The 23,418-nt window shown below is 72.3% G+C and carries 19 protein-coding genes; 9 read left to right on the top strand and 10 right to left on the bottom strand.

The window, feature by feature from the left end; all coding sequences use genetic code 11:
* Positions 1 to 42: 42 nt before the first annotated feature.
* From ABD161_RS00685 to ABD161_RS00665, 5 genes are all read right to left on the bottom strand, one after another.
* Positions 43 to 2,043, bottom strand: a complete 2,001-nt coding sequence (locus ABD161_RS00685) for a glycosyl hydrolase (RefSeq protein ID WP_343998730.1) — start codon at positions 2,041 to 2,043, stop codon at positions 43 to 45.
* Positions 2,043 to 2,774 carry an HlyD family secretion protein gene (locus ABD161_RS00680; RefSeq protein WP_343998728.1) on the bottom strand — a complete coding sequence of 244 codons (732 nt, stop codon included), beginning with the start codon at positions 2,772 to 2,774 and terminating at the stop codon, positions 2,043 to 2,045. The genes ABD161_RS00685 and ABD161_RS00680 overlap by 1 nt, the downstream gene beginning before the upstream one ends.
* Positions 2,771 to 4,492, bottom strand: a complete 1,722-nt coding sequence (locus ABD161_RS00675) for a glycosyltransferase (RefSeq protein WP_343998726.1) — start codon at positions 4,490 to 4,492, stop codon at positions 2,771 to 2,773. The genes ABD161_RS00680 and ABD161_RS00675 overlap by 4 nt, the downstream gene beginning before the upstream one ends.
* 185 nt (positions 4,493 to 4,677) lie before the next feature.
* Entirely contained in the window at positions 4,678 to 5,922 is a 1,245-nt protein-coding gene (locus ABD161_RS00670) for an MFS transporter (RefSeq protein ID WP_343998724.1), read from the bottom strand.
* Positions 5,923 to 5,955: 33 nt separating this feature from the next.
* Entirely contained in the window at positions 5,956 to 6,546 is a 591-nt protein-coding gene (locus ABD161_RS00665) for a TetR/AcrR family transcriptional regulator (RefSeq protein WP_343998722.1), read from the bottom strand.
* On the opposite strand from ABD161_RS00665, the gene ABD161_RS00660 reads away from it, so the two are divergent.
* Entirely contained in the window at positions 6,440 to 7,930 is a 1,491-nt protein-coding gene (locus ABD161_RS00660) for an MFS transporter (protein WP_343999106.1), read from the top strand. The genes ABD161_RS00665 and ABD161_RS00660 overlap by 107 nt on opposite strands.
* A gap of 345 nt (positions 7,931 to 8,275) precedes the next feature.
* Here the strand turns inward: ABD161_RS00660 and purU are convergent, their stop codons facing one another.
* Positions 8,276 to 9,148, bottom strand: coding sequence for a formyltetrahydrofolate deformylase (purU, locus tag ABD161_RS00655; protein ID WP_343998720.1), 873 nt, complete (start codon positions 9,146 to 9,148; stop codon positions 8,276 to 8,278).
* Between the two features lie 185 nt (positions 9,149 to 9,333).
* Here purU and ABD161_RS00650 point away from each other — a divergent pair, with 185 nt between their 5' ends.
* The 6 genes from ABD161_RS00650 (at position 9,334) to pcaC (ending at position 14,391) form a co-directional block, all read left to right on the top strand.
* Complete coding sequence (locus ABD161_RS00650) at positions 9,334 to 10,137, top strand: IclR family transcriptional regulator (RefSeq protein WP_135114937.1); 804 nt, start codon at positions 9,334 to 9,336, stop codon at positions 10,135 to 10,137.
* 125 nt (positions 10,138 to 10,262) lie between these two features.
* Positions 10,263 to 11,084, top strand: coding sequence for a protocatechuate 3,4-dioxygenase subunit beta (gene pcaH / locus ABD161_RS00645; protein ID WP_343998717.1), 822 nt, complete (start codon positions 10,263 to 10,265; stop codon positions 11,082 to 11,084).
* Positions 11,084 to 11,644 carry a protocatechuate 3,4-dioxygenase subunit alpha gene (gene pcaG, locus ABD161_RS00640; RefSeq protein ID WP_343998715.1) on the top strand — a complete coding sequence of 187 codons (561 nt, stop codon included), beginning with the start codon at positions 11,084 to 11,086 and terminating at the stop codon, positions 11,642 to 11,644. The genes pcaH and pcaG overlap by 1 nt, the downstream gene beginning before the upstream one ends.
* Positions 11,634 to 13,214 (top strand): lyase family protein, encoded by a 1,581-nt coding sequence (locus ABD161_RS00635; protein ID WP_343998713.1) that lies wholly within the window; start codon positions 11,634 to 11,636, stop codon positions 13,212 to 13,214. Before pcaG ends, ABD161_RS00635 begins: the two co-directional genes overlap by 11 nt.
* The gene (locus tag ABD161_RS00630; protein WP_343998711.1) at positions 13,211 to 13,984 is read left to right on the top strand and encodes an alpha/beta fold hydrolase; all 774 of its coding nucleotides are present in this window, start codon (positions 13,211 to 13,213) and stop codon (positions 13,982 to 13,984) included. Before ABD161_RS00635 ends, ABD161_RS00630 begins: the two co-directional genes overlap by 4 nt.
* Entirely contained in the window at positions 13,981 to 14,391 is a 411-nt protein-coding gene (pcaC, locus tag ABD161_RS00625; protein WP_343998709.1) for a 4-carboxymuconolactone decarboxylase, read from the top strand. Before ABD161_RS00630 ends, pcaC begins: the two co-directional genes overlap by 4 nt.
* 236 nt (positions 14,392 to 14,627) lie before the next feature.
* Here the strand turns inward: pcaC and ABD161_RS00620 are convergent, their stop codons facing one another.
* The 4 genes from ABD161_RS00620 to ABD161_RS00605 all read right to left on the bottom strand — a co-directional run bounded on the left by ABD161_RS00620 (position 14,628) and on the right by ABD161_RS00605 (position 21,991).
* Positions 14,628 to 15,758, bottom strand: a complete 1,131-nt coding sequence (locus ABD161_RS00620) for a M14 family zinc carboxypeptidase (RefSeq protein ID WP_343998707.1) — start codon at positions 15,756 to 15,758, stop codon at positions 14,628 to 14,630.
* Positions 15,759 to 15,895: 137 nt separating this feature from the next.
* Positions 15,896 to 19,300: a thiol reductant ABC exporter subunit CydC gene (gene cydC / locus ABD161_RS00615; RefSeq protein ID WP_343998704.1), complete on the bottom strand. Its 3,405-nt coding sequence runs from the start codon at positions 19,298 to 19,300 to the stop codon at positions 15,896 to 15,898.
* Positions 19,297 to 20,334, bottom strand: coding sequence for a cytochrome d ubiquinol oxidase subunit II (gene cydB / locus ABD161_RS00610; RefSeq protein WP_343998702.1), 1,038 nt, complete (start codon positions 20,332 to 20,334; stop codon positions 19,297 to 19,299). The genes cydC and cydB overlap by 4 nt, the downstream gene beginning before the upstream one ends.
* Before the next feature lie 19 nt (positions 20,335 to 20,353).
* Positions 20,354 to 21,991: a cytochrome ubiquinol oxidase subunit I gene (locus ABD161_RS00605; RefSeq protein ID WP_135114649.1), complete on the bottom strand. Its 1,638-nt coding sequence runs from the start codon at positions 21,989 to 21,991 to the stop codon at positions 20,354 to 20,356.
* Between the two features lie 213 nt (positions 21,992 to 22,204).
* On the opposite strand from ABD161_RS00605, the gene ABD161_RS00600 reads away from it, so the two are divergent.
* Complete coding sequence (locus ABD161_RS00600; protein WP_343998699.1) at positions 22,205 to 22,567, top strand: BlaI/MecI/CopY family transcriptional regulator; 363 nt, start codon at positions 22,205 to 22,207, stop codon at positions 22,565 to 22,567.
* 4 nt (positions 22,568 to 22,571) lie between these two features.
* Positions 22,572 to 23,414 (top strand): M56 family metallopeptidase, encoded by an 843-nt coding sequence (locus ABD161_RS00595; protein ID WP_343998697.1) that lies wholly within the window; start codon positions 22,572 to 22,574, stop codon positions 23,412 to 23,414.
* Positions 23,415 to 23,418: the final 4 nt, after the last annotated feature.

The raw sequence follows: 23,418 nt of genomic DNA, 5'->3' as shown, positions 1-23,418 counted from the left end.
TATGGCGATAGGGAATGTCCATAGGTGACGACGGATTCCCGGTCAGTCGTCCCCGATGGCGGCGAGCCACGCCATCGCCACGGACGCGGCCAGGCCGTCGTCGAGGTCGGCCGGATCCCATTCGTGCACCAGAGCGGCCGCCCGCGCCCGTTCCTCGTCGCCCGCGAGCGCCGAATACAGCAGCACGTACTCGCCGAGCTCCCCATCAAAGGCCGCCTCGCCGCCGGTCGCCGCGACGTTGGCCGCCACGCGCTCGGGATCCTGCCCGAGGTACTGGAGCCCGACCGGGCCGACGGGCAGCAGCTGGATGCCGAGGATCGCCGAGGGCTCGGGGCTGAACCACGTCGCGTAGTCGCGCTTGCCGCCCCAGGTGAGCGACACGATGCCGTGCGCGTAGGGCGCCGGGAGGCCATCCGGCTCGAGCCAGAGGGTGCGGGCGGCGTGCGCCTCGGCCGACAGCAGCCACTCGGCCCGCGCGCGCAGGGCGTCGTCGCCGCGGACGGCCGCCCACAGGGCGAGGCCGTTCCAGGCGGCGACGGCCTCGGAGGACGACTCCTGGTTGTTGCCGTCGGCGAACGGGGCCGTGCCGGATGCCCACGAGTGCCCGCGGTGGGGGTCGAACGTCCGCAGGGAGGGAAGCGCATCCCGTGCCCCGCCCGCGATGTCGGCGGCGAGCGCGTCCATCGCCGGGGTCATCCGCTCGAGCGCGCGGGGCCTCGCCTCGGCGAGCGCCGCCGCGGCGAACAGGAAGTAGCCGTAGTGGAAGTGGTGGTCGTTCCCCTCCTCCGAGCCGAAGGACGGAGCCCGGCCGACCACCAGCTGCAGCCGATCGTCGTAGGCGAGGCAGCGCTCCTCGCGCAGCAGGCAGCCATCCGGGTCCGTCCAGGGGCCGAGCTCGCGCTCGAGCAGCGCCGCCGCCTCGTCCTCGAGCGGCCGGTCGCCGAGGGAGCGGGCGAGCAGCAGCAGCGACGCCAGGCGGGCGAGACCTTTTCCGCCGAAGTACGTGTCGGCGGCCGTGGGGAGCGTCGCGGCGAGGTCCTCCGCCAGCTGGGCGCGGATGCCCTCGAGGTCGGCCGAGTCCGGGAGGTCGAAGCCCGCGGCGGGACGGATGCGCGGCACACCCCACGAGAGGGTCGTCGCCCGGCAGGCCGCCGCCGCGCCGAAGGCCGTCTCGTACGCCCCGCTCGTGCAGCCGTCGGCGGGTGCGCTCCCGGGGAACGGCACGACGATCGTGCGGTCGGTGCCCGCGTACGTCAGCCTCGTGAGGGCCGAGTCGTCGGTGAGCGCGTACGCCGTCTCGACGCCGGTGACCGGGTCGCCGATCGCCGCGGCCCACTCCTCGGGGGCGGACCCGTGCGGCACCGGCCACCATTGCGCGGTGGAACCCGCGGCGATCGTCACGGTGCCGCCGTCGATGCCGGCCCCGGGGGCGGTGAGGCCGTAGACGACGTCGTCGGCCGCGGTCGTCCACAGGTCGTCGCCGTAGGCGGTCAGCGGCTTGTCCAAGCCGAGCGCCGTCTCGCGGGCGGCGGTGAAGGCCACGACGGGCCATCCCTCCGCGAGGGTGAGGTCGCCGATCGCGCCGTCGTCGTCCGACAGCCGGATCGTCACCGACACCTCGTCGTAGCGCACCACCTCGGCACCGGTCGCGCCGGCGTCGACGGTGATCCCGCCGTCGAAGGGCGCGAGGATCGCGTCCGCCGAGGCGACGACGTCCGGCAGGTCGAACGCGAAGCCCGAGTCGGTGAGGCGGAAGGCGAGGGGATACGGATGGACCGTCTGCGGCTCGGCGCCGAACACCAGCCCCGAGAACCACCGGTTCGTCGGCGGCAGCAGGCCGTCGGCCAGGCGCGACGGAGCGACGTCCGAGATCCTCTGCACCGGCAACTCGGGGGCGTGCCCGATCGCGTCCGGGGCGGCCCAGTCGGCCGTCGCCGGCCCGTCCTCGGGGTCCGCGGCCACCGGCTGCCCTCCGACGCAGGCGGAGAGGGCGAGCAGCGGCAGCAGCGCCGCCGCGGCGGTCGGGCGACGGGGAGTGCGCATCAGAGCCCGATCCGGCGCAGCAGGTCTTCGACCGCGACCACCACGCCGGCCAGCGGGCCGTCGTCCCGCAGCGTGACGGTGACCGAGAGCGGGGTTCCCGGCTGGCGCAGGCCCGTGGCGGGCCCGTCCCCGAGCGCGGCGCTGACGATCTGCACCTTCGTGAGCGCCTGGCCGTCGAGGGTGGCGACGTCGATGTGGGTGACGGTGCCCGGCATTGTGGTCTGATCCGGCAGCCGGATCTCCGCGGGGCTTCCCGCCGCGATGCGGGCGTAGTCGCGCGGGGTGAGCACGAACGAGGCCTCGACGCGCAGCGAGTCGGCGCGGTGGATCACCGCCAGCAGCCCGCCGGCCTGGGCGTAGCCGCCCTGCGCGACGCCGACGTCGGCGACGATGCCGTCGACGCTCGCCACCACGGTCGACACTCCCTCGGGCGTCACGCGCTCCGAGCCGGTGGTGCCCGCGACGATCCCCGCGGCCACATCGCGCTGCAGCTGCAGGCTCTGCACGTCGAACAGCGCGTCGCCCGCCCGCACGACGTCGCCCTCCTGCACGTGCTCCTTCACCACGAGACCGCCGTAGTCGGTGCCCACGGGGTACTCCTGCGCGATGATCGTCGCGGTGGTGCTCACGGCGCTCTGCTGGCGCTGCGTGAAGACGTACGTGCATGCGGCGACGATCGCCAGCGTGACGATCAGGCCCAGCAGCAGCCGGAGTCGGTTGGCCCAGGTCATGTCCTGCCTCCCAGCGCTCGCCGCTTGGCTCTGATGTCGGCGCGGCTCAGTCTCCGGGGGTCGACCGGGGTCGCGGCCGCCATCGGCGCGGCCGCCCCGACCCGCAGCGGGGACTCCGCGGGCGACACGGAGGCGGCCGCGGAGCGCACGGGCTCCGGTGCCGGCGGGCGCGCGATCACGGTCAGCGGCGCCGATTCGGTCTCGGCCTCGATCGCGACGACGCCGGTGCGCCGGATGCCGGCGCGCGCCTCGTGCCAGGCGGTCGCGATGAACGCCGCGAGGATGACGGTGTTCGTCGCGTTCCAGGCGGTCGCGAGGGTGGGCGTGCCGTTGTCGATGTCGCGCCAGATGCCCACCAGGGTCGTGAGCGCGAGGAAGACCAGGAAGAGCGTCTGCGGGATGATGAAGTTGAAGGGCGAGCGTGTCGTCGACCGGCCGGTCACGTGCCACCCCTCGTCGCGTCCGGCGATCACGTTGACGAGGGCCTTCGTGTAGATCGGGAACGACACGGTCGCGAGGGTGAGCGTCTCCCACCGGAAGGATCCGACCGCGAACCACGCGAGTCCGATCTGCAGCACGTAGAAGCCGGCGTAGTAGAGCAACCACGTCAGCACCGTGATGTCGAGGTGCATCGGGCGCAGCTCGAAGTAGATCTCGAGCGGCGGCACCACCAGCAGCAGGAGCGGGCAGATGCCCGTGAGGTAGAACGTCGCGGTGACGAAGTACTGGATCCGCTGATCCACCGTGAGGCGCCGGCGTGGGCTCAGCGGGTTGTGCTGAAACAGGATCTCGAAGCCGCCGGTCGCCCAGCGCAGCTGCTGCCTGCTGTAGGCCTCGATCGTCTCGGGCGCCTCGCCGATGGCGAGCACGTCGCGCAGGAACACCGAGCGCCAGCCGCGCTCGTGGAGAAGGATCGAGGTCCACACGTCCTCCGACTTTGAGTCGGTGTGCATCCCGCCGATCTCGTTGATCGCGGTGCGACGGAACACCACGTTCGTGCCCACGCACATCGCCGCGTTGAAGCGATTGCGGCCGGGTTGGATGAAGCGGTAGAAGACCGTCTGCATGTAGGCCGCGCCCCGGGCGATGACCGTGTGGAGGTTGCCGTAGGCCTGCGGCGTCTGCACGAAGGCGACTGACTCGTCGGCGAAGAACGGCAGCGTCTCGAACAGGAACTGCCGCGACGGCACGAAGTCGGCGTCGAAGATGACGAAGAAGTCGCCCTTCGCGAGGGACAGGGCGTGGTTGATGTTGCCCGCCTTCGCGCCGGTCGAGGTCAGTCGCCGCACGTACCAGGCCCCGGTCTCGGCGGCCATCGCGCGCACCTCATCCGAGTGGCCGTCATCGAGCACCCACGTGCGGTGCCTGCCCCGCAGCGCGACGGCCGCGGTCACCGTGCGCCGCACGGTGTCGAGGTCCTCGCCGTAGACCGTCACGAAGACGTCGACGAGCACCTCCTTCCCGTGCAGCCGGATGGTGTCGTCGCCCCGGGACTCGCGCGTCAGCAGCCGGCCCTGCGCCACGTGGTACGCGAAGTCGCGCGGATCCCCGCCGCCCGCGAGGATCGTCCACATCGACAGCAGCGCGTGGCAGATGAGGATCGTCTCGGCCGCGATCACGAGGATGTACGGGATCCAGTCGCCGCGGTGACGGGGATCGAGCAGGAAGCCCGCGTACGCGACGATGCCGATCGTGGCGATCACCACGAGGAGCGTCATGGCCGAGCTCGAATGACCGGGCCGCCGCCGCCGGGAGGCGAACTCGATCGGCGCATCGCGTCGCATGGCACCTCCGGGGGATGGGATGGCACCCGGCGGCGACGGCGGGTCTCGAGGTGTCAGAGCACCCGGCCGCGATCCTGATACACGCGCGGCCCAGGTATGTGGCGGGGCCGCGGACGCCCTCAGCGGTCGAGCACGTAGCGGTCGCGGCCGACCAGGAGGCCAAGCAGCACCTGGGCGACCAGGAGCAGGCCGCTGAACGCGAGGGGCGCGACCCAGCCGCCGACGGCGGTGTGAAGCAGGCCGAACACGATCGGCGGGAACGCCGCGAACGCGTAGCCCACCGACTGACCCATTCCCGACAGGGCCGATGCCGTGTGGTGGTCGCGGGCGCGCGACGCCATGAGCGTCAGCGACATGGCGAGCGAGGATCCGCTGGTGAGTCCCGCGAGCCCCCACCACAGGATGCCGCCGGGGACCAGGATCATCCCCGCGACGGCGACGAGGGCGAGTGCCGGCAGCAGTGCCGGCACCCAGCGCTCCAGGCGCCCCCGCAGCGCCACGGGCAGCGCGAGCGAGCTGATCACGCCCGTCAGCTGGAACATCATGGTGTCCACGCCCGCCTGCGCCTCGCCCCGGCCGTACGAGATGGCCATCGGTGCGATCCACGTCAGCAGCACATAGAACAGCGACGCCTGCACGCCGAAGTACGCGCCCACCTGCCACGCCACACTGTCGCCCCAGACGCTGGGTCCGCGCGAGGATCCGGCCGCGCGGCTCTCGCCGCGACCGTGCCCTGCCCGCCGGTGGTGGATCATCCAGAGCGCGGCGGCGACAGGCAGCGTCGCGCACACGGCGATCAGGGCGATCCGCCAGCCCCACGGCGATCCACCGGTCTCGACGTGCGAGATCGGAACGACGAGGCCGGACGCGAGCGCGCCGCAGCCCGCGAGCAGCGCCGTGTAGATCGCGGTGACCAGAGGCACGCGCGTGCCGAACGACTGCTTCACGACCGCCGGAAGCAGCACGTTCGCGGCCGCGAGCGCCACGCCGATGAGGGCCGTGCCGATCCAGAGCGTCGCGACCGGCCAGCCCTCGGCGGACACGAAGGGCAGCGACCGGATGACCGTGCCCGCCGTGAGCAGGACGAGCGAGACGGTCAGCACCCGGTTGAGGCCCCACCGCTGCGCTGCGGTGTGCGCGAGCGGCGAGCACAGCGCCCATGCGACGAGCGGCACCGAGGTCAGCGCGCTCAGCGTGGCCAGGTGCGCCCCCGTGTCGGCCGTCAGCTGCTCGAGCAGCGGGCCGATCCCGGTGATCGTCGCGCGCATGTTGACGGCGATCAGGCAGAGCGTCAGCAGCAGGAAGCCGAGCGAGACGCGGCGCTCGGTGCGCTCCTCGGCCACGGTCCGCGCGTCATCGCCCACGAGCCGCGACTCTATCGTGCGGTCTCGGGTGCATCAGCGCGTGCGAAGGCCGTCGAGCGCGAGGCCGGTGACGCGGGCGCGCTGCGCCTCGTCGGCGTACGCGACCCCGGCGACGCCCGAGATCAGCCGGATGACGTCCTCGATCGAGACGTCGTCGCGGACGATGCCCGCATCCTGCGCGCGGACGAGCAGGGGAGCGCCGGCGCTGTACATCGCGCCGCGGCAGCTGATGAGCGCATCCGACTCGCGGTTGAGGCTCGTGATCAGGGCCTTCTTGGTGCCGATGAAGCCGATGAAGTGCTGCACCCACTGCTCGATCGCCGACCACGGCTCGAGGCCGGCGACGTCGTCGGCCGCGGCGACGAGCTTCTCGACCTCGGCCACGTAGACGGCCCCGATCAGCGCGTCGCGCGTGGGGAAGTTGCGGTACAGCGTGCCGATGCCGACGCCCGCGCGCCGCGCGATGTCCTCGAGCGAGGCGCCGGGGCCGTGCTCGGCGAACGCGTCCCGTCCGGCGCTGAGGAGCGCATCGAAGTCGCGATCCGGCCGCGTCGCCCGCCGCCGCGCGGCCGAACCCCGCACGACCACGCCCCGCCAGGCGCTCACCGCGCTCGGCGTCTCCATCGGCTCCTTCGCCTCCCTGCAGTCGCTGCTCGTCCCGGTCCTGCCGATCATGCAGACCGACCTCCGCACCGACGCCGTCGGCGTCACGTGGGCCCTCACCACCTGGCTCATCGTCGCCGCGGTGGCCACTCCGCTGCTGGGCCGCGCCGGCGACCTGCACGGAAAGCGCCGCATCTTCCTCGTCGCCCTCGCGGGCGTCGCGGTCGGAAGCATCGTCGCCGCCCTCGCCCCGAACCTCGGAACGCTGCTCGTCGGCCGCGCGCTCCAGGGAATCGGCGGCGCGATGTTCCCGCTCGGTTTCGGGCTCGTGCGCGACGTCCTGCCTCGCGAGCGCGTCGCGAGTGGAATCGGCATCCTGTCGGCCCTGCTCGCGGTCGGCTCCGGCATCGGCACGGTGTTCGCCGGCCCCCTCGCGACCGCCATCGGCTGGCGCGGGCTGTTCATCGTGCCGCTCGCCGGCGTGACGATCGGAGCGATCCTCTTGCTGCGCGGGGTTCCCGCCGCCGACCGCGTGGGGGTCGGACGGATCAACGTGCCCTCCGCGATCCTGCTGTCCGGCTGGCTCGTCGCGCTGCTGCTGCCGCTCAGCACCGGCTCGGCCTGGGGCTGGGGGTCGCCGCTGGTGATCGGCCTGTTCGCCCTGGCCGCCGTGCTGCTCGCCGCCTGGATCACCGTCGAACTGCGCGCCGCCGAACCGCTCGTGGACGTCCGGATGATGCGTCTGCCGGGCGTCTGGAACGCGAACGTGGCCGCGATCCTCGTCGGCGCGGCGATGTTCGGCGTGTGGGCCTTCTTCGCCCGGTTCATCCAGGAGCCGGTCTCGACCGGCTACGGCTTCGGCGGCACGGTCACGACCGCCGGCCTCGTGATGCTCCCGATGCTCGTGCTGATGGCCGTCGCCGGGTTCCTGACCGGACCGCTCACGCGCATCCTGTCGCTGCGCGCGCAGCTCGTCGCCGGCACGGCGCTCATCTCGCTGGCGACCGCGGGCATCGCGCTGCTTCACGGCAGCCTCGCCCTGCTCACCATCGAGGCCGCGGTGTTCGGCCTGGGCCTCGGTGTCACCTTCGCCGCGCTGACGAATCTCGTCATCGGCAGCGTCCCCGCGCACCAGACCGGGGTCGCTGGTGGCATGATCACCAACCTGCGGACGATCGGCTCGGCCGTGGGCACCGCGCTCACGACCGCGATCATCACCGGATCGGCGGGGGCCGACGGCGGTCAGCCCAGCGAGCAGGGCTACACCACCGGCTTCCTGGTGCTGGCGGTGCTCGCCGCGGTCGCCGCCGTCATCGCGCTGATGTCGCGCCCGGCCGCGAGCGCCGCGACCGAGGTGCTCGTGGAGACGCCGCTCGCCGAGGCGGAGCTGCAGCCCGCGCGCTGATCCGGTGCAGGCCGCCGGGACGCTTGTACCGTTTCGACTCGCTGGCGCTCGCTCAACGACCGGGTGGGGGGTGACACCTCACCGGTCGTTGAGCGGAGTGAGCTTGCGAACGCAGTCGAAACGGGGTGAGCGAGGAGCGCAGCGACGAGTCGAAGCCGTCGCCCGAGCCTCATTGCGGCGAATCGAGGTTCAGAGGTCCCGAGGAGCGCGAAGCGCTGCGACCGAAGGGAGCGTGGAGCGAAGCGACCACGCGGGCGCGGAGCGCACGCCGCGATGGAGCGTCAGCGACAGCGCCTCGCTCGAGAGTGCCGGCGCGGAGCGTCGGCGCGAGCGTGCGAGCCTCTCCTAAAAAACGATCGTGTGGTTGCCGCTGCGGATCACCCGGTCCTGCGCGTGCCAGAGCACGGCGCGCGAGAGCACGGCGCGCTCGACGTCGGCGCCGCGGCGGCGCAGCTCGGGGGTGCTGTCGGCGTGGGTGACGCGCACGACGTCCTGCTCGATGATCGGGCCCTCATCCAGGTCCTCGGTCACGTAGTGGGCGGTCGCGCCGATCAGCTTCACGCCCCGGTCCTTCGCCTTCTGGTACGGGTTGGCGCCGATGAAGGCCGGCAGGAACGAGTGGTGGATGTTGATCACCGGCACGCCGACCTTCTGCAGGAAATCGCCCGACAGGATCTGCATGTAGCGGGCGAGCACAACGAAGTCGACATCGGCCTCGGCGAGGTGGCGCAGGATCTCTGCCTCCGACTCGCTCTTGTCCGGACCCTTCTGCGACGGCACGTGGACGAACGGAACGCCGAATGCGGCAACGTCCTCGGCCGTGTGGGTGTGGTTCGAGATGACGAGCGGGATCTCCACGGGCAGCGACCCGCGACGGTGGCGCCAGAGCAGATCGAGCAGGCAGTGGTCTTCGATCGAGGCGAGGATGGCCATCCGCTTCGGGATGGACACGTCGCGCAGGATCCAGGTCATCCCGAGCGGCTCGAGGGTGCTCGCCAGGTCGGCCTCGAGCTCGCCGAGGCTCTCGCCGAGGCCCTCGCGGTGGAAGACGACGCGCTGGAAGAAGTCGCCGCCGATCGGGTCGGTGGAGTGCTGGTCGAGCGAGACGATGTTGCCGCCGTGGCGGGCGAGCAGGGCCGTCACGGCCGCGACGATCCCCTCCTTGTCGGGCCCGGAGACGATCAGGCAGGCGTGGTCGGTGAAGCCGTCGATCCGCATCCGTCGATCGTAGCCGGATGGCCCCGCGATCCCTGTTCTGACGCGGATCGGCGGCATTCCGGCGGCGTCCCGAGGGGTCGCGGACCGCGGTCCGGAGTCCCGCACACCGAGATACCGGCTTGCGGGGCAAGTGCCAAACGTCAACCCCCTGCTGGGATCGGATGGGCCCTGGCTACGGTTACTCCATGTCGACCGTCACGATTACTGACACCATTCAGATCGCGCCGACGGCTGTCGATGCCGACGGGATGCTCGCGCGAACCATGCGGATCCTGAGCTGCTTCACCGCGGACGAGCCGGAGCTCTCCGCCTCGCGCCTCGGTGCGCTGACCGGGCTGTCCTCCTCGACGCTGCACCGGATCCTGGCGCAGATGCTGGAGCTCGGTCTGCTCTCGCGCACCCCCGGGCGCCGCTACGCCGTGGGCGCCCGCCTGTGGGAGCTCGGCGAGCTGTCGCCGCTCTCGCTGCGTCTGCGCGAGACCGCGTTGCCGTACATGTCGCGGCTGTACGAGGCGACGGGCGAGAACGTGCACCTCGCCGTGCTGGATGCGCCGGCGCCCGAGCGGGCGACGGCGCTGTACGTCGGGCGCCTCACGGGACGCTCGTCGATCCCGACGCTGAGCAGGATGGGCGGCCGCCAGCCGCTTCACACCACGGGCGTGGGCAAGGCGCTGCTCGCCACGCAGACCGGCGACTGGCTCGACAGGTTCCTGTCGCAGCCGCTGGAGCGCGAGACCATGCACTCCATCACCGAGCCCGAGGCGGTGCGCGCCGAGGTCGACCGCGCCCGCGCTCGGGGCTACGCGACGACGCGCGAGGAGATGACCCTCGGCAACGTCTCGGTCGCCGCGCCGGTCGGCTCGGTGGCCGGCCTGCCTCCCACGGCGCTGGGTGTGGTGACGCGGATCGACGGGGCCGACACCCGTCGCCTCGGAGCCCTCGTGACGCAGACGGCGGCCGACCTGGGCCGTGCGCTGCGCGCCTTCTGAGCCCTTCCGGAAGGCTCTCGCTCCGTGGAAGAAACAGACCAAAGTGTCCCACTGAATGGGAATGACGCGGGAGGGCATTCGTGCCCGATGTCACCCTGAGACGACCTCTCGTCGAAGGAGACGTCATGACCGACACCGCCTCCGAGGCGGCCGCGCCCGAGTCGCTTCTGCGCTCGGCCGACTTCCCGCCCCAGGCCCAGATCACCCGCGAGATCCAGGACTTCCACGCGCAGTACGGGCAGCGCGTCGCCGACGGCGAGACCCTGCCCAAGACGATCCGCGATTTCGCTCCCTACCGGTCGAGCATCCTGCGCCATCCCACCAAGAACCCGAAGCTCGTCGACCCCGAGACCATCGAGCTGTACTCGCCGGCGTTCGGCCAGCGCGACGTCGCGGCGATCGAGTCCGACCTCACGCTTCAGCACTCGGGCGAGCCCCAGGGCGAGCGGATGACGATCTCCGGCCGCCTCCTCGACAGCTGGGGACGCCCCATCCGCAACCAGCTCATCGAGATCTGGCAGGCGAACGCGGCGGGCCGCTACATCCATCAGCGCGATCAGCACCCGGCCCCGCTCGACCCGAACTTCACCGGCGCCGGCCGCACAATCACGAACGACGCGGGCGAGTATCACTTCACGACGATCAAGCCCGGCGCGTACCCGTGGAAGAACCACGTCAACGCGTGGCGCCCCGCCCACATCCACTTCTCCGTCTTCGGCTCGGGCTTCACCCAGCGCATCATCACGCAGATGTACTTCCCGGGAGATCCGCTGTTCCCGCTCGATCCGATCTACAACACGATCCGGGATCCGAAGGACCGCGAGCGGATGATCGCGGCCTACGACCACGACCTGACGGTGCCCGAGTTCTCGATGGGCTACCGCTGGGACATCGTCGTCGACGGTCCGGATGCCACCTGGTTCGAGCCGGAAGAGGGAGAGCACTGATGCCGCGCGGTGAGAAGGTCCTGGAGCCCACGGCCGGCCAGACCGTCGGCCCGTTCTTCGCGTTCGGTCTCGAGTACGAGCGGATGAACGAGGTCGCGTTCCCGCACAGCCCCGGCGCGATCGTCCTGTCGGGCACCGTGTACGACGGGGCGGGCGCCCCGATCCCCGACGCGGTGATCGAGATCTTCGGCGCCGACGTCGACGGGTCGATCCCGGATGCACGCGGCTCGCTGAAGCGCGACGGCTTCTCGTTCACCGGCTTCGGGCGCACGATGACCACCGACGACGGGCGCTACCACTTCTGGACGCGCAACCCCGGGCCGATCGCCGGCAGGGCGCCGTTCATCGCGGCCGTCGTGTTCGCCCGCGGCCTTCCCGACAAGCTGCACACGCGCATCTACCTTCCCGAGCACGACGAACTGCGTGCCGCGGATCCGTTCCTCTCCGGCCTGAGCGAGGCGGAGCGCGCGTCGCTCACCGCCACGCGCACCTCCGACGGGTACCTTCGCCACGACATCCACCTGCAGGGTGAGAAGGAGACCGTGTTCCTTGAGTTCTGACGTGCCCGCCGCCGGCGACCTCGATCTGGGGCTTCTCTCGCCGGTGACAGCCGGACACGAGGGACCCATCACGGACGCCGCGGTGCTCGCCGCGCTGGTGACCGCCGAGGTCGCGCTGATCGAGGCGTACGGCGCCGTCGGGGGCCTCGATCATGCGCCCGACCGCGCCGCGCTGCTCGACCAGGCGCGCGGGCTGCGTACGGCTTCGACGGAGATGCCGGCTTCGCCGGACCTGGATCGCGGATCCGCTCCGGAGAACGCGGCATCTCCGGAGAACGCGGCGCTGGTGCGGGCGCTCGCGCTCGCCGCGGTGGCCGGCGGCAACCCGGTCATCCCGCTCGTGACGCAGCTGCGTCGCATCGCGGGGCCGCTCGCCAAGCCGTGGGTGCATCGCGGTGCGACGAGCCAGGACATCCTCGACACCGCGCTGATGATCGTCGCGAAGGATGCCGCGGGCCACGTGCTCGCGGGGCTCGACGCCACGGCCGATGCGCTCGAGCGGTTCGCGCGCGAGCACCGCGACGAGGTCGCCGCGGCCCGCACCCTCACCCAGCACGCCGTGCCGACCACGACCGGCCTGCGCGCGACCAACTGGCTGCGGGGCATCCGTCGCGCCCGCGGGCGCCTCGCCGGCGCGCGCGACTCCCTTCCCGCGCAGCTCGGCGGTGCCGGCGGCACGCTCGCGTCCTTCGTGGAGATCCTCGGCCCCGACCGCGCGGCGAGCCTGCCCGGCGCGTTCGCCGACGCGACGGGCCTCGCCGCGCCCGACGCACCGTGGCACACGTCCCGCTGGCCCGTCACCGAGCTCGGCGACGCGCTCGTGCAGGCGCTGGATGCGCTCGGCGTGCTCGCCGCGGACGTCGCCACCCTGTCGCGCACCGAGATCGGCGAGCTCGCGGAGTCGTCCGGCGGCGGATCGTCGGCGATGCCGCACAAGCAGAATCCCGCGCGCTCGGTGCTGATCCGCTCGGCCGCGATCCGCGCCCCGCACCTCGGCGCCGCGCTGCACACCGCCGCGGCGCTCGCCGTCGACGAGCGCCCCGACGGCGCCTGGCACGCCGAATGGCCGACGCTGCGCGAACTGCTGCGCCTCGCCCTGGGCGCCGCGGCGCACGCGGCCGACCTCGCCGGCGGCCTGCACGCCGATTCGAGCGCGATCGCCCGCAACCTCGCGTCGACCCGCGGTCTCGTCGTCTCCGAGCGGCTCTCGATCGTCCTCGGGCCGATCCTCGGTGCCGAGCGCGTTGCGGACATCGTCCGGAGCGCCGCCCTCGGTGGCGACCTGGCGCTGCTCGTCCACAGCGCACTCAACGACGCGAACACCGCCCTGCCCACGGGGCTCGACGAGCTGCTCGACCCCGCCGCGTACACGGGCCTCGCCGCCCGCCTCGTCGACGGCGACCTCGGCGACCCGCCGCACGTCGAGGTCGTCGATCCGACCGCACCGGTGTCGCACGACGTTCCGGGGCCGTACGATCCGTTCGACGACGGCTCGCGCCTGCCCCCGCCCCGGCCGCGCGGGTTCGATCCGTTCGCCGACCACTTCAGCTCGGGAGAGGAAGACACGTGACAACGCCGACGCTTGCGTTCACGGCCCCGGTGGGACCCGACGGCGCGCCCCTTCTCGTCCTCGGTCCCTCCCTCGGCACCTCCACGATCCTGTGGGAGGACGTCGTCCCCGACCTCGCCGAGAGCTTCCGGGTGGTGACCTGGGACCTCCCCGGCCACGGCGCCGCGAAGCCCGCGACGGAGCCGTTCACGATCGGCGAGCTCGCCGACGCGCTCGCCGCGGCCATCCGCGAGCTCGGCGCGCCCGCCCTCTACGCCGGTGTCTCGCTCGGCGGCGCGACGGGTCTCGAGCTGCTGCTGAGGCATCCGGATGTCGTCTCGGCGGCCGCGATCGTGTGCGCCTCGCCGAAGTTCGGCGAGCCGCAGGCGTGGGCCGAGCGCGCCGCGCAGGTGCGCACGCAGGGAACCGCGTCGCTGGTCGTCGGATCGGCCCAGCGCTGGTTCGCCCCCGGATCGATCGAGCGACGCCCGGTGCTCACCGGCCGCCTGCTCCACGCGCTGCGCGACGCCGACGACGCCAGCTACGCGCTGTGCTGCGACGCGCTCGCCGCCTACGACGTGACGGCCCGGCTCGGGGAGATCGCGACGCCCGTGCTCGCGGTCTACGGCGAGCGCGACGGCGTCTCGCCCGAGGAGCACGCACGGACGATCGCCGACGGCGTCCGCGACGGCAGGATCGCGCGGATCGACGGGGCCTCGCACCTCGCGCCCGCCGAGTACCCCGACGAGGTGGCGGCCGTGCTCGGCGACTTCTTCCGGAGCGCGCGATGACCAGGCCCGCCGGATCCGGCCTGTCGGATGAGGAGCGCTACGACCAGGGGATGGCCGTGCGCCGCGAGGTGCTCTCGGACGCGCACGTCGACCGCGCCACCGCGAACCAGACCGAGCTGACGGCCGACTTCCAGGACTTCATCACGCGCGTCGCGTGGGGCGATGTCTGGTCGCGTCCCGGCCTCGACCGCCGCTCGCGTTCGGTCGCGGTGCTGTCGTCGCTCATCGCGCACGGGCACCACGAGGAGCTCGCGATGCACCTGCGCGCGGCCCTGCGCAACGGCCTCACCGTGGACGAGATCCGCGAGGTCATCCTGCAGTCGGCGATCTACTCGGGCGTCCCCGCCGCGAACACGGCCTTCCGCATCGCGACCGAGGTCTTCGGCGAGCTTCCCTCCGGTCGTTGAGCGACGAGCGAAGCGAGGAGTCGAAACGGCCACGCGCCGCCTCGGGTCTGACCCGCGGTGCGTCCGGGTCGTTTCGACTCGCTTCGCTCGCTCAACGAGCAATGGAGCGACCAGCGTCATCCCCCCTTGTTCGTTGAGCGACGAGCGAAGCGAGGAGTCGAAACGGCCACGCGCTGCCGCGGGTCGGGCCCGCGGGGCGACGTGACCGCTTCGACACCTCGACGACCCGGAGGTGATCAGTACCCGATCGGCACGACCCCGTCGTCGGTCTGGTAGCCGGTGGTGGGGGCGTGGGGGATGTCGTCCCAGCGCTCCGGGTCCTCCTGCTGCACCTCGCCGGTGGCCATGCCGACGAGCACGGCCTCGATGGCCCGGACGTTCTGCTGGATCGACTTGCCGCGGGCCTTCTGGCCGAGGCTGCCCTCGCTCGTGTTGCCGCTGGTCTCGAAGAAGATCGCCGGGTTGGTGTGCCCCTCGGGGTTCAGACCGTCGTGGTTCAGGCCGAGCATCATCGCCGACACCACGCCGCCGTGGATGTCGATCTCGAGGCTGCCGCCCACCTGGTACCGGTCGACGTTGGTGTAGCCGACCTCCTCGAGCTCGTCGTACGCGTGCACGTGCATCTGGCGCGTGAGCACGTCGTACGCGCCGCCCTCGAGGCCGGGAAGGGTCGGGCCGCCCGGCGCGAGCGAGATGCCGAGCGACATGGTCACCGGGTCGCCCGTCCCGTACTCGGTCTTCAGGCCCTGATGGTGGATGTCGATCGCGAACGCCGGATCGACCATCGTCCAGTACTCGTAGAACGCCTCCGACTCGGCGGCGAGGAAGTCGCCCTCCTGCCAGTCGCGGTTGAGGTCGATCCGGCTGCCGTCCTCGATGATCGTGTGCCGGATGTTCAGCTCGGATCCGTCGGGGTTGTACATCGGGATGACGTGGAACGTGTACTTCTCGCGCAGCAGCTGCCAGTCGGCCGAGCCGTTGGAGCTCAGCTCCTTGAGCACGGCGAGCAGCGAGTCGACGCCGTAGGGCTCGTTGCCGTGGATGCGTCCCTGCAGCCACACGTGCTCGGCACCTTCGCCGACGGTGGCGACGTAGAGGTCGCGCCCCTGCTCGGACGTCGACACGGCGGTGCCGACCTCGGCGAGGGTGGTCACGTCGACGCCGAAGCGCGACGTGCGCTCGATCCGGTCGAGCGCGGCGATCAGGTCGGCGTAGGTGAGGATCGCGGACGTGTTGGTCTGGCCCTCGGGGGAGGGGAACGTCGCATCGGCGACCGCGGGGGCGCCGGCCGCGAGCGGGATCCCGAGGGCGATGGTGGAGGCGAGGGCGATGCCCGCGCGGCGTCGTGAGGTGGGGGAGATGGTCATGCGTTGCCCTTCTTCGTCGAAGGCCGGGGGACGGCACTTGCCCGGAGGCTATGCCTCCGGGTGCGCGCCGGCATGGGTACCTCTACGCGTCCCGCTCGGCGGGATTCCGGCTTGCGCGCCGGCCTGCTCCGGCTCGCTCAGCGCAGCGCGAGCACGCGGTCGCCGGGGCGCCGGTCGTCGGCGCGGTGCGAGACGAGCAGCACGATGCGGTCGGTCGTGGCGCGGCGGATGTCGGCCATCATCGCGGCGGCGGTCGGCGCGTCGAGGTGCGCCGTCGGCTCGTCGAGCAGGATGACCTGAGCCCGCGTCAGCAGGGCACGCGCGACCGCGAGGCGCTGGCGCTCGCCACCGGACAGCGCCGACCCGCCCGCGCCGACGCGGGTGTCGAGCCCGCGCGGGAGGGTGCGCAGCAGCGGGCCGAGGCCGACGCGTTCCAGCACCTCGGTCATCTCCGCGTCGGAGGGGCGGTCGGTGCGCGGGCGGGCCAGCAGCAGGTTGCCGCGCAGCGTCGAGTCGAACACGTACGCGTCCTGCGGGCACCACGCGATGCGGGTGCGCCAGGCCGCGGCGTCGAGTTCGGTGAGCGGGACGCCGTCGACGCGGACGGAGCCGCCCGCCGCCGGCAGCGCGCCCATCACGATCGACAGCAGCGTCGATTTGCCGGATCCGCTCGGCCCCTCGACCACCAGCCACTCGCCGGCGCGCGCGACGCCGTCGAGCCCGGCGAACACGTCCGTCTCCCCGTACCGGGCCGCGAGGCCGTCCAGTGCGAGCTCGCGGATCGGGTCTGCCGGCACCGCCGTGCCCGAGACCGCGACGGGCGGCTCCTCGAGCAGGGGAGCGATCCGGCTCCGCACGGCGCCGAGCGCCGGCAGGCGGTGCGCGGCGGCGACGAGGTCGGCGAGCGGCTCGAGGGCCGCCAGGGCGAGCAGCGCGATGACGCAGGCGAGCTCGGCGGGAGATCCCCCGGACAGCAGCGGTGTCGCGATGGCGAGCAGCGTGGTGGCGAGGACAACGACGGCCGTCCCGAGGCCGGCGCCCCACGAGACACGGCGCTCCGCGCGGGCGAGGCGCGCATCGGCGTCGGCGAGCACGGCCAGCGCGCGGTCGGCGACCCCGTTCGCGCGCAGGTCATCGGCCGCGGCGCTCAGGGCGGCCGTACCGCGCACCAGCGCCGAGCGCTGGGTGATCCTCGTCCGCTGGGCGCTGCGTGCGGCGCCGATCGCGAGGGCCGCGCCGATCCCCGCGGCGGCGACGAGGGTCGCGAGCACCGGCACAACGAGCTGTGGAAGGACGAAGGCCGTGGTGATCGTCACGCCGACGATCGACAGCACGCCGACGACGAGCGGCGGGATCACGCGCGGCAGCAGGTCGCGCAGCTCGTCGGCGAGCACAACGAGGTAGTCGACGGGCGATCCGCCCTCGAGCAGGCGGCGCGACCCGGCCCCGCGCGCGGCGATCGCGTGCCACAGTCGCAGACGCAGCGCGTCGACCATCCGGAACGCGGCCTCGTGGGTGAACAGCCGCTCGGCATACCGCGCGATCGACCGCCCGATGCCGAAGAACCGCACGCCGACGATCGCGACGAGCAGGTACATGATGTACTCCTCGACGCTCGCGCGCACGATCAGCCAGCCCGACACGGCGCTGAGCGAGAGCCCGAGCCCCACTGCGAGGAACGCGAGCACGATGCCGATGAGCCACGGGGCCGTGGGGGTGGGGGTGGGGGAGGTGTCGGTTTCGACTCGCTTCGCTCGCTCAACCCGTTTCGACTCCGCTTCGCTCCGCTCAACGACCGGGAGTGACTGCGCTTCGATCGGGGCGTTGTTGCTGGTTGAGCGACCGAGCGCAGCGAGGGAGTCGAAACCGCCCGGACGCCCCTCCGCCCCGACCGCCACCCTTCGGGTCGCGAGGGCGAGGGTCTCCGGCTCGTGGGTCGCCAGCACCACCGTCGCGCGGGAGGCGCGGGCCCGGATCGCGCCGCGCACGCGCTCGGCCGAGGCGGCGTCGAGGTGCGCGGTCGGCTCGTCCAGCACCAGCAGCGTCGCGCCGAGGTCGACCCGCGCGAGCGTCCGTGCCACCGCCAGGCGCCGCAGCTCTCCGGGGCTCAGCTCGGCGATGCGCGAATCGGCGACGTGCGCGAGGCCGAGCTCGGCGAGCGCCGCGACCGGATCCGGCGCGCCGAACAGCGCGAGCTCCTCGCGTGGGGTGTCGGTGAACCCGCGCGGTGCCTGCGGGGCGTACGCGACGTGATCCGGATCCGTCCCCTCGATGGATCCGGACACCTCCGCATCGGCCGGGAGGGTGCCGGCGAGCGCGGCGAGCAGCGTCGACTTGCCGACGCCGCTGGGGCCCGTGATCGCGGTGATCCCCTCGAGCCGCGCGTCGACGCCGACGAGCGTGGGGGTCTCGCGATCGGCGTACCGGACCGTGAGGCCACGCACCGAGACAAGGAGATCTCCGCGAGACGAGGAGGATTCGGGCGCATTCCTCCTCGCCTCGGGCACTTCTCCGCGTCCCAGGATCGCCCGCACGCGCTCGAGCGCCGAGAGGCCGTTCTGCGACGAGTGGAACGCGGTGCCCACATCGCGCAGCACCGCGTAGCACTCGGGCGCGAGGATCAGCACGAGCAGCGCCGCCTCCAGGCCGACCGTGCCGTGCATCAGGCGCAGGCCCAGGACGACCGCGACGAGCGCGACCGAGATCGTCGCGATCAGCTCGAGCGCGAGCGCGGAGAGGAACGCCCAGCGCAGCGTCTCCTGTGTGCGGGTGCGGTAGCCGTGCTGGATGTCGTCGAGCGCGCGGGACTGCTCGGCCACACGGCCGAGGCCCACGAGCACGGGAAGGCCGCGCGCGAGCTCGGTGAGGTGGTCGGCGAGCCGGGCAAGCGCCCGGAGGGCCTCGTCGGTGCGGGCCTGCGTGTGTCGCCCGATCAGCACCATGAAGAAGGGGATGAGGGGAACGGTCACCACGATGATCGCGGCGCTCAGCCAGTCGGCGCCGAGGATGCGCAGGCCAACGATCGCCGGCACGACCACTGCCGCGATCATGGCGGGAAGGCTGCGCACGTAGTAGTCGTCGAGGTCCTCGAGCCCGTCCGTGGCGAGCACCGCGATCCCGCCCTCGCGCTCGCCGGGGTCGCCGTCGGCGATCCTGCGCCACAGGTCGCGGCGCAGCGTGCGCTTGACGGTGATCGCGACCCGCCGCGCGACGACGTCCGTCGCCCATCCCGATCCGGATCGCAGCAGCGCCCCGCTCGCGCCGAGCAGCAGGATGCCGCCCGCGTCGACCTCGCCCCGCTGCAGCCCCGCGATACCGGCGGCGACGGCGCCCGCGACGAGGACAAGACCCAGGGCGCGCAGGGCCGCGAGCAGCCCGAGGCCCAGCACCGCGACCGGCCGCACCGGGCCGAGCTCGGGCCGCCGGGCGGGCGGCTTCGGGCGCGCGGCCTCGATCTCCCACGGGTCGTTCGACACCGCGTTCGACACCGCGTCGGACACCGCGTCGGACACCGGAGCCGCGGGGCCAGCCTGCGCGATCACTTGGCGCGCAGGATGGCGGGGACGAAGCTGTGCGCCTCGGGGATCGCGCCGGGGCCGACGCGCTTGCGGAACACCCAGTACGACCACGCCTGATAGGCGATGACGATCGGCAGGCCGATCGCCGCGACGACCGTCATCACTCCCAGCGTGTAGGGGCTGTTGGAGGCGTTCGCGACCGTGAGGCCGTGGGCCGGGTCGAGCGTGGAGGGAAGCACGTACGGGAACATCCCGGCGAAGATCGATCCCGCGCCGAACACCATAAACGCGGCGTATCCCGTGAACGCGAAGCCCTCGCGCCGGGCGCGGGCGTTCCACCAGCCGAACGCCGCGGCCGCGACGGCGAGCACGACCAAGGCCCACGACAGGATGTTCCCGCCGTGCTGGAACTGCACCCACAGCGCCCACACTGCGGCGGGAAGGAGGCCCAGCGGTCCCCAGGTCGCCGCGAAGGCGGCGGCCCGCTCGCGCACCGGGCCGTCGCTCTTGAGTGCGAGGAACGTCGCGCCGTGGGTGAGCGCGAACCCGACGAGCGCGAGCCCGCCGATCACCGCGGGGACGGTCAGCCAGACGAACGGATGCCCGACGCGGTCGCCGTACTCGTCGAGCGGCAGACCCGTCGACGTGATGGCGAGCGCGGCGCCGACGCAGAACGCGACGACGGCCGATCCGATCCCGAGCGTCCACGTCCAGAACCGCGCCCAGCGCGGGTCGGCCACCTTGCCGCGGTACTCGATGCTGACCGCGCGCAGGATGAGCCCGAGCAGCGCGATCGTGAGCGGCACGTAGAGGGCCGAGAACAGCGAGGCGTACCACATGGGGAACGCCGCGAACAGGGCGGCGCCGGCGGTGATGAGCCACACCTCGTTGCCGTCCCACACCGGCCCGATCGTGTTCAGCATGACCCGGCGGTCCTTGTCGTCCTTCGCGCGGAGGATCATGTGCATCCCGACGCCCAGGTCGAAGCCCTCGAGCACGAGGAAGCCGATCCAGAGCAGGCCGATCGCGATGAACCAGACGATTGCCAGAGGTTCCATTTCCGACTCTCCTTCGCGATCAGTAGGCGAACGACAGGACGTCGTTCTTCTTGTCGCCATCGGAAGCCGGAGGCTGCCGATCATCAGACCTGTCGTCGTCCGGATGCTCATCCGGTCCGCGGTCGGTCCGCTCGATCCCGTGCTCCATGTCGGGCATCGCCCCGGCGACGCCGCCGCGCGTGTACTTGACCATCAGGCCGATCAGCACGACGAGCAGGATGCCGTACACCGCGGTCAGCGAGATCACCGAGAAGAGCAGCTCGCCCACGGTGGTGCCCGGCGAGACCGCCGCGGCGGTGAACATGAACACCGCGTCGCCGGTCCCCCAGTAGTCGGGGTTCGGGGCGACGACGAACGGCTGCCGGCCGAGCTCGGTGAAGATCCAGCCGGCGATGTTCGCGGCGAACGGGGCGAGGATGCCCAGCAGCGCGAGCCGCATGATCCACTTCGAGGCGGGGACCGTGCCCTTGCGGGTCAGCCAGAGCGCCACCACCGCCGCGCCGGCCGGGATCGCGCCCAGCCCGATCATCAGCCGGAAGCCCCAGTACGTCACCCACATCAGCGGCACGTACTCGATGTCGCGGCCGGCCTGGTCGCCGAGCCGCGGGTCGTCGGGAAGCTGAGCGCCGAAGTTCTCGACGTACTGCGGCTCGAGGTCCTGGATGCCGGGCATCTCGGCCCCGAAGTCTCCCTTGGCGAGCCAGCCCAGCACGCCGGGCACCTCGATCAGGGTCTGCACGTCTGCGCAGTCGACGGCTCCCGGGTCGCCGATCGAGAGCACGGAGAAGGATGAGCCGGTGTGGCACGCCGCCTCCGCGGCCGCCATCTTCATCGGCTGCTGCTCGTACATGAGCTTGCCCTGGATGTCGCCCGTGATGGCGACCGCCCCGAAGCCGACGATCGCGACGAGCGCGCCGATCCGGAGCGAGCGCAGCCACACGCCATGGTCCTTCTCGTCGCGCCCGGCGATGTCCGGATGCGATCCGACGACGACGCGGCCATCCTTGCCCACCGTGTCGATGCCGTCGTGGCGACGGCGCCACAGGTGGTACCAGGCGATGCCGAGCAGGAACATCCCGCCGACCATCAGCGCCCCGGCGATCACGTGGGCGAACGCGGCGATCGCGGTGTTGTTGCCGAGCACCGCCCAGATGTCGGTCATGACGGGGCGGCCGTCGGCGTCGAGCTCGACGCCGACCGGATGCTGCATCCACGAGTTCGCGACGATGATGAAGTACGCCGAGAACCAGGATCCGGTGACGGCGAGCCAGAGCGCCGCGAGGTGCACGCCCTTGCGCAGGCGCCCCCAGCCGAAGATCCAGACGCCGAGGAAGGTCGACTCGGCGAAGAACGCGAGCAGGCCCTCCATGGCGAGCGGGGCGCCGAACACGTCGCCGACGAAGCGCGAGTACTCGCTCCAGGCCATCCCGAACTGGAACTCCTGCACGAGGCCGGTGGCCACGCCGAGGATGAAGTTGATCAGGTACAGCTTTCCCCAGAACTTGGTCATCCGGAGCCAGCGCTCGTCGCCCGTGCGCACCCAGGCCGTCTGCATGAGCGCGACCCCGACGCCGAGGCCGAGGGTGAGGGGAACCAAAAGGAAGTGATAGACGGTGGTGATGCCGAACTGCCAGCGGGCGATGTCGAGCGGATCCACGGGAGCCTTCCTGTCACGAGGACCTCGGCTGAATGGGGGGAGAGCAGTGAGGTCCCGGCCTGTTGCCGACGCTACTCCGGCGAAGCGATTCTACAAACCGTAGAAGTAGTTCTACAGGGGGTCGAATCAGTTCGTCTCGATGTCGAACTAGTTCTACGCCGCAGCGAAGTCCCGTACCCTGGGAGAGGACTCGAACGGCGGGTGGAGGTGCGGATGAGCAGTCTGGGTGAACTCGAGCGCTCCGTCATGGACGTCCTCTGGGACAGCGACGAGGCCGCGCTCACCGCGTACGACGTGCAGGAGCACCTCGAGCGCGAGCAGGGCCGGCAGCTGGCGGCGACCACGCTGCTGACCGTGCTGTCGCGCCTCGAGAAGAAGGGCTTCGTCGCCTCCGACCGCTCGGCCCGCCCGCACCGCTACCGCGCCACCGCCAGCCGCGTCGACCACGTGGCCGAGCTGATGCACGAGGTGCTCGGCGACGCCGGCGACCGCAGCGCCGTGCTCGCGCGCTTCGTCGGCGGGGTCACGCCCGAGGATGCCGAAGTGCTGCGGCGCCTCCTCGCCGGCGCAGCCTGATGGCATGACGGCAGGTCTCGGGCGCCGGCCCCTCGTCGGCGGAGACGTCGTGCCGGCGGCCTTCGAGATCGACGCCGTGCTGCTGATCGCGCTGCTGGCCGCGGCGATCGCCGTCCTGCTCGCCTGGCCCGTGCCGATCCTGCTCTCGCGCGCCGCGTGGCCGGCCCGGGCGCCGGGCTGGGCGCTGCTGCTGTGGCAGGTGATCGCCCTCGCCGGTGGCCTGTCGATGATCGGCGCCCTGCTGTTCCTCGGCGGGGCGCTGCTGCCGTGTGACTGGGCGGCGTACATCCTGCCCGCCGCGCTCGCCGCGTACCTGCTCGTGCACCTCGTGATCACCGTCGTGCAGTTCGAGCGCCAGCGCCGTCGCCACCTCGCGCTGCTGAACCTGCTGTCGGCGCCGCATCCCACGCAGGCGCGCACGCGCGTGCTGGATGACGCCGCCCCCGTCGCGTACTGCCTTCCGCGCGGGATCGGATCCGTCACCGTGCTCTCGCAGGGGCTGCTCGACGGGCTGGATCAGGACGAGCTCGCCGCCGTCATCGCCCACGAGCGGGCGCACGTCGAACAGCGTCACGAGGTGCTGCTCGTCGCGTTCAAGGCGTGGCGCGACGCGCTGCCCTGGTTCCCGATCGCCGCCCGCGCCGAGAGCGAGGTCGCCGCGCTCGTGGAGATGCGCGCCGACGACAGCGCGCGCCGCTCGCTGCGCTGGACGGGAGTGGATCCGGATGCGGTGCTCGCGCGCGCCATCCTGCGGGTGGCGGGGCCCACCGGGCCCGCGGAGCACGCCTCGTCCCGCCGAGATCGCCACCGCGACCGGTTCCTGCGCCTCGGGAGGCGCGCGGGCTGAGCCG

Origin of the sequence: Microbacterium paludicola (assembly GCF_039529675.1) — a bacterium.
Taxonomy (GTDB): Bacteria; Actinomycetota; Actinomycetes; order Actinomycetales; family Microbacteriaceae; genus Microbacterium; species Microbacterium paludicola.
This window is presented reverse-complemented; position numbering and strand designations above follow the sequence as displayed.

Excerpts from the sequence above, each read along its gene's own strand:
- ABD161_RS00685 (WP_343998730.1), bottom strand. The coding sequence starts at position 2,043 with ATGCGCACTCCCCGTCGCCCGACCGCCGCGGCGGCGCTGCTGCCGCTG.
- ABD161_RS00680 (WP_343998728.1), bottom strand. The coding sequence starts at position 2,774 with ATGACCTGGGCCAACCGACTCCGGCTGCTGCTGGGCCTGATCGTCACG.
- ABD161_RS00675 (WP_343998726.1), bottom strand. The coding sequence starts at position 4,492 with ATGACGCTCCTCGTGGTGATCGCCACGATCGGCATCGTCGCGTACGCG.
- ABD161_RS00665 (WP_343998722.1), bottom strand. The coding sequence starts at position 6,546 with ATGGAGACGCCGAGCGCGGTGAGCGCCTGGCGGGGCGTGGTCGTGCGG.
- purU (WP_343998720.1), bottom strand. The coding sequence starts at position 9,148 with ATGCGGATCGACGGCTTCACCGACCACGCCTGCCTGATCGTCTCCGGG.
- ABD161_RS00650 (WP_135114937.1), top strand. The coding sequence starts at position 9,334 with ATGTCGACCGTCACGATTACTGACACCATTCAGATCGCGCCGACGGCT.
- pcaH (WP_343998717.1), top strand. The coding sequence starts at position 10,263 with ATGACCGACACCGCCTCCGAGGCGGCCGCGCCCGAGTCGCTTCTGCGC.
- pcaG (WP_343998715.1), top strand. The coding sequence starts at position 11,084 with ATGCCGCGCGGTGAGAAGGTCCTGGAGCCCACGGCCGGCCAGACCGTC.
- pcaC (WP_343998709.1), top strand. The coding sequence starts at position 13,981 with ATGACCAGGCCCGCCGGATCCGGCCTGTCGGATGAGGAGCGCTACGAC.
- ABD161_RS00620 (WP_343998707.1), bottom strand. The coding sequence starts at position 15,758 with ATGACCATCTCCCCCACCTCACGACGCCGCGCGGGCATCGCCCTCGCC.
- cydB (WP_343998702.1), bottom strand. The coding sequence starts at position 20,334 with ATGGAACCTCTGGCAATCGTCTGGTTCATCGCGATCGGCCTGCTCTGG.
- ABD161_RS00600 (WP_343998699.1), top strand. The coding sequence starts at position 22,205 with ATGAGCAGTCTGGGTGAACTCGAGCGCTCCGTCATGGACGTCCTCTGG.
- ABD161_RS00595 (WP_343998697.1), top strand. The coding sequence starts at position 22,572 with ATGACGGCAGGTCTCGGGCGCCGGCCCCTCGTCGGCGGAGACGTCGTG.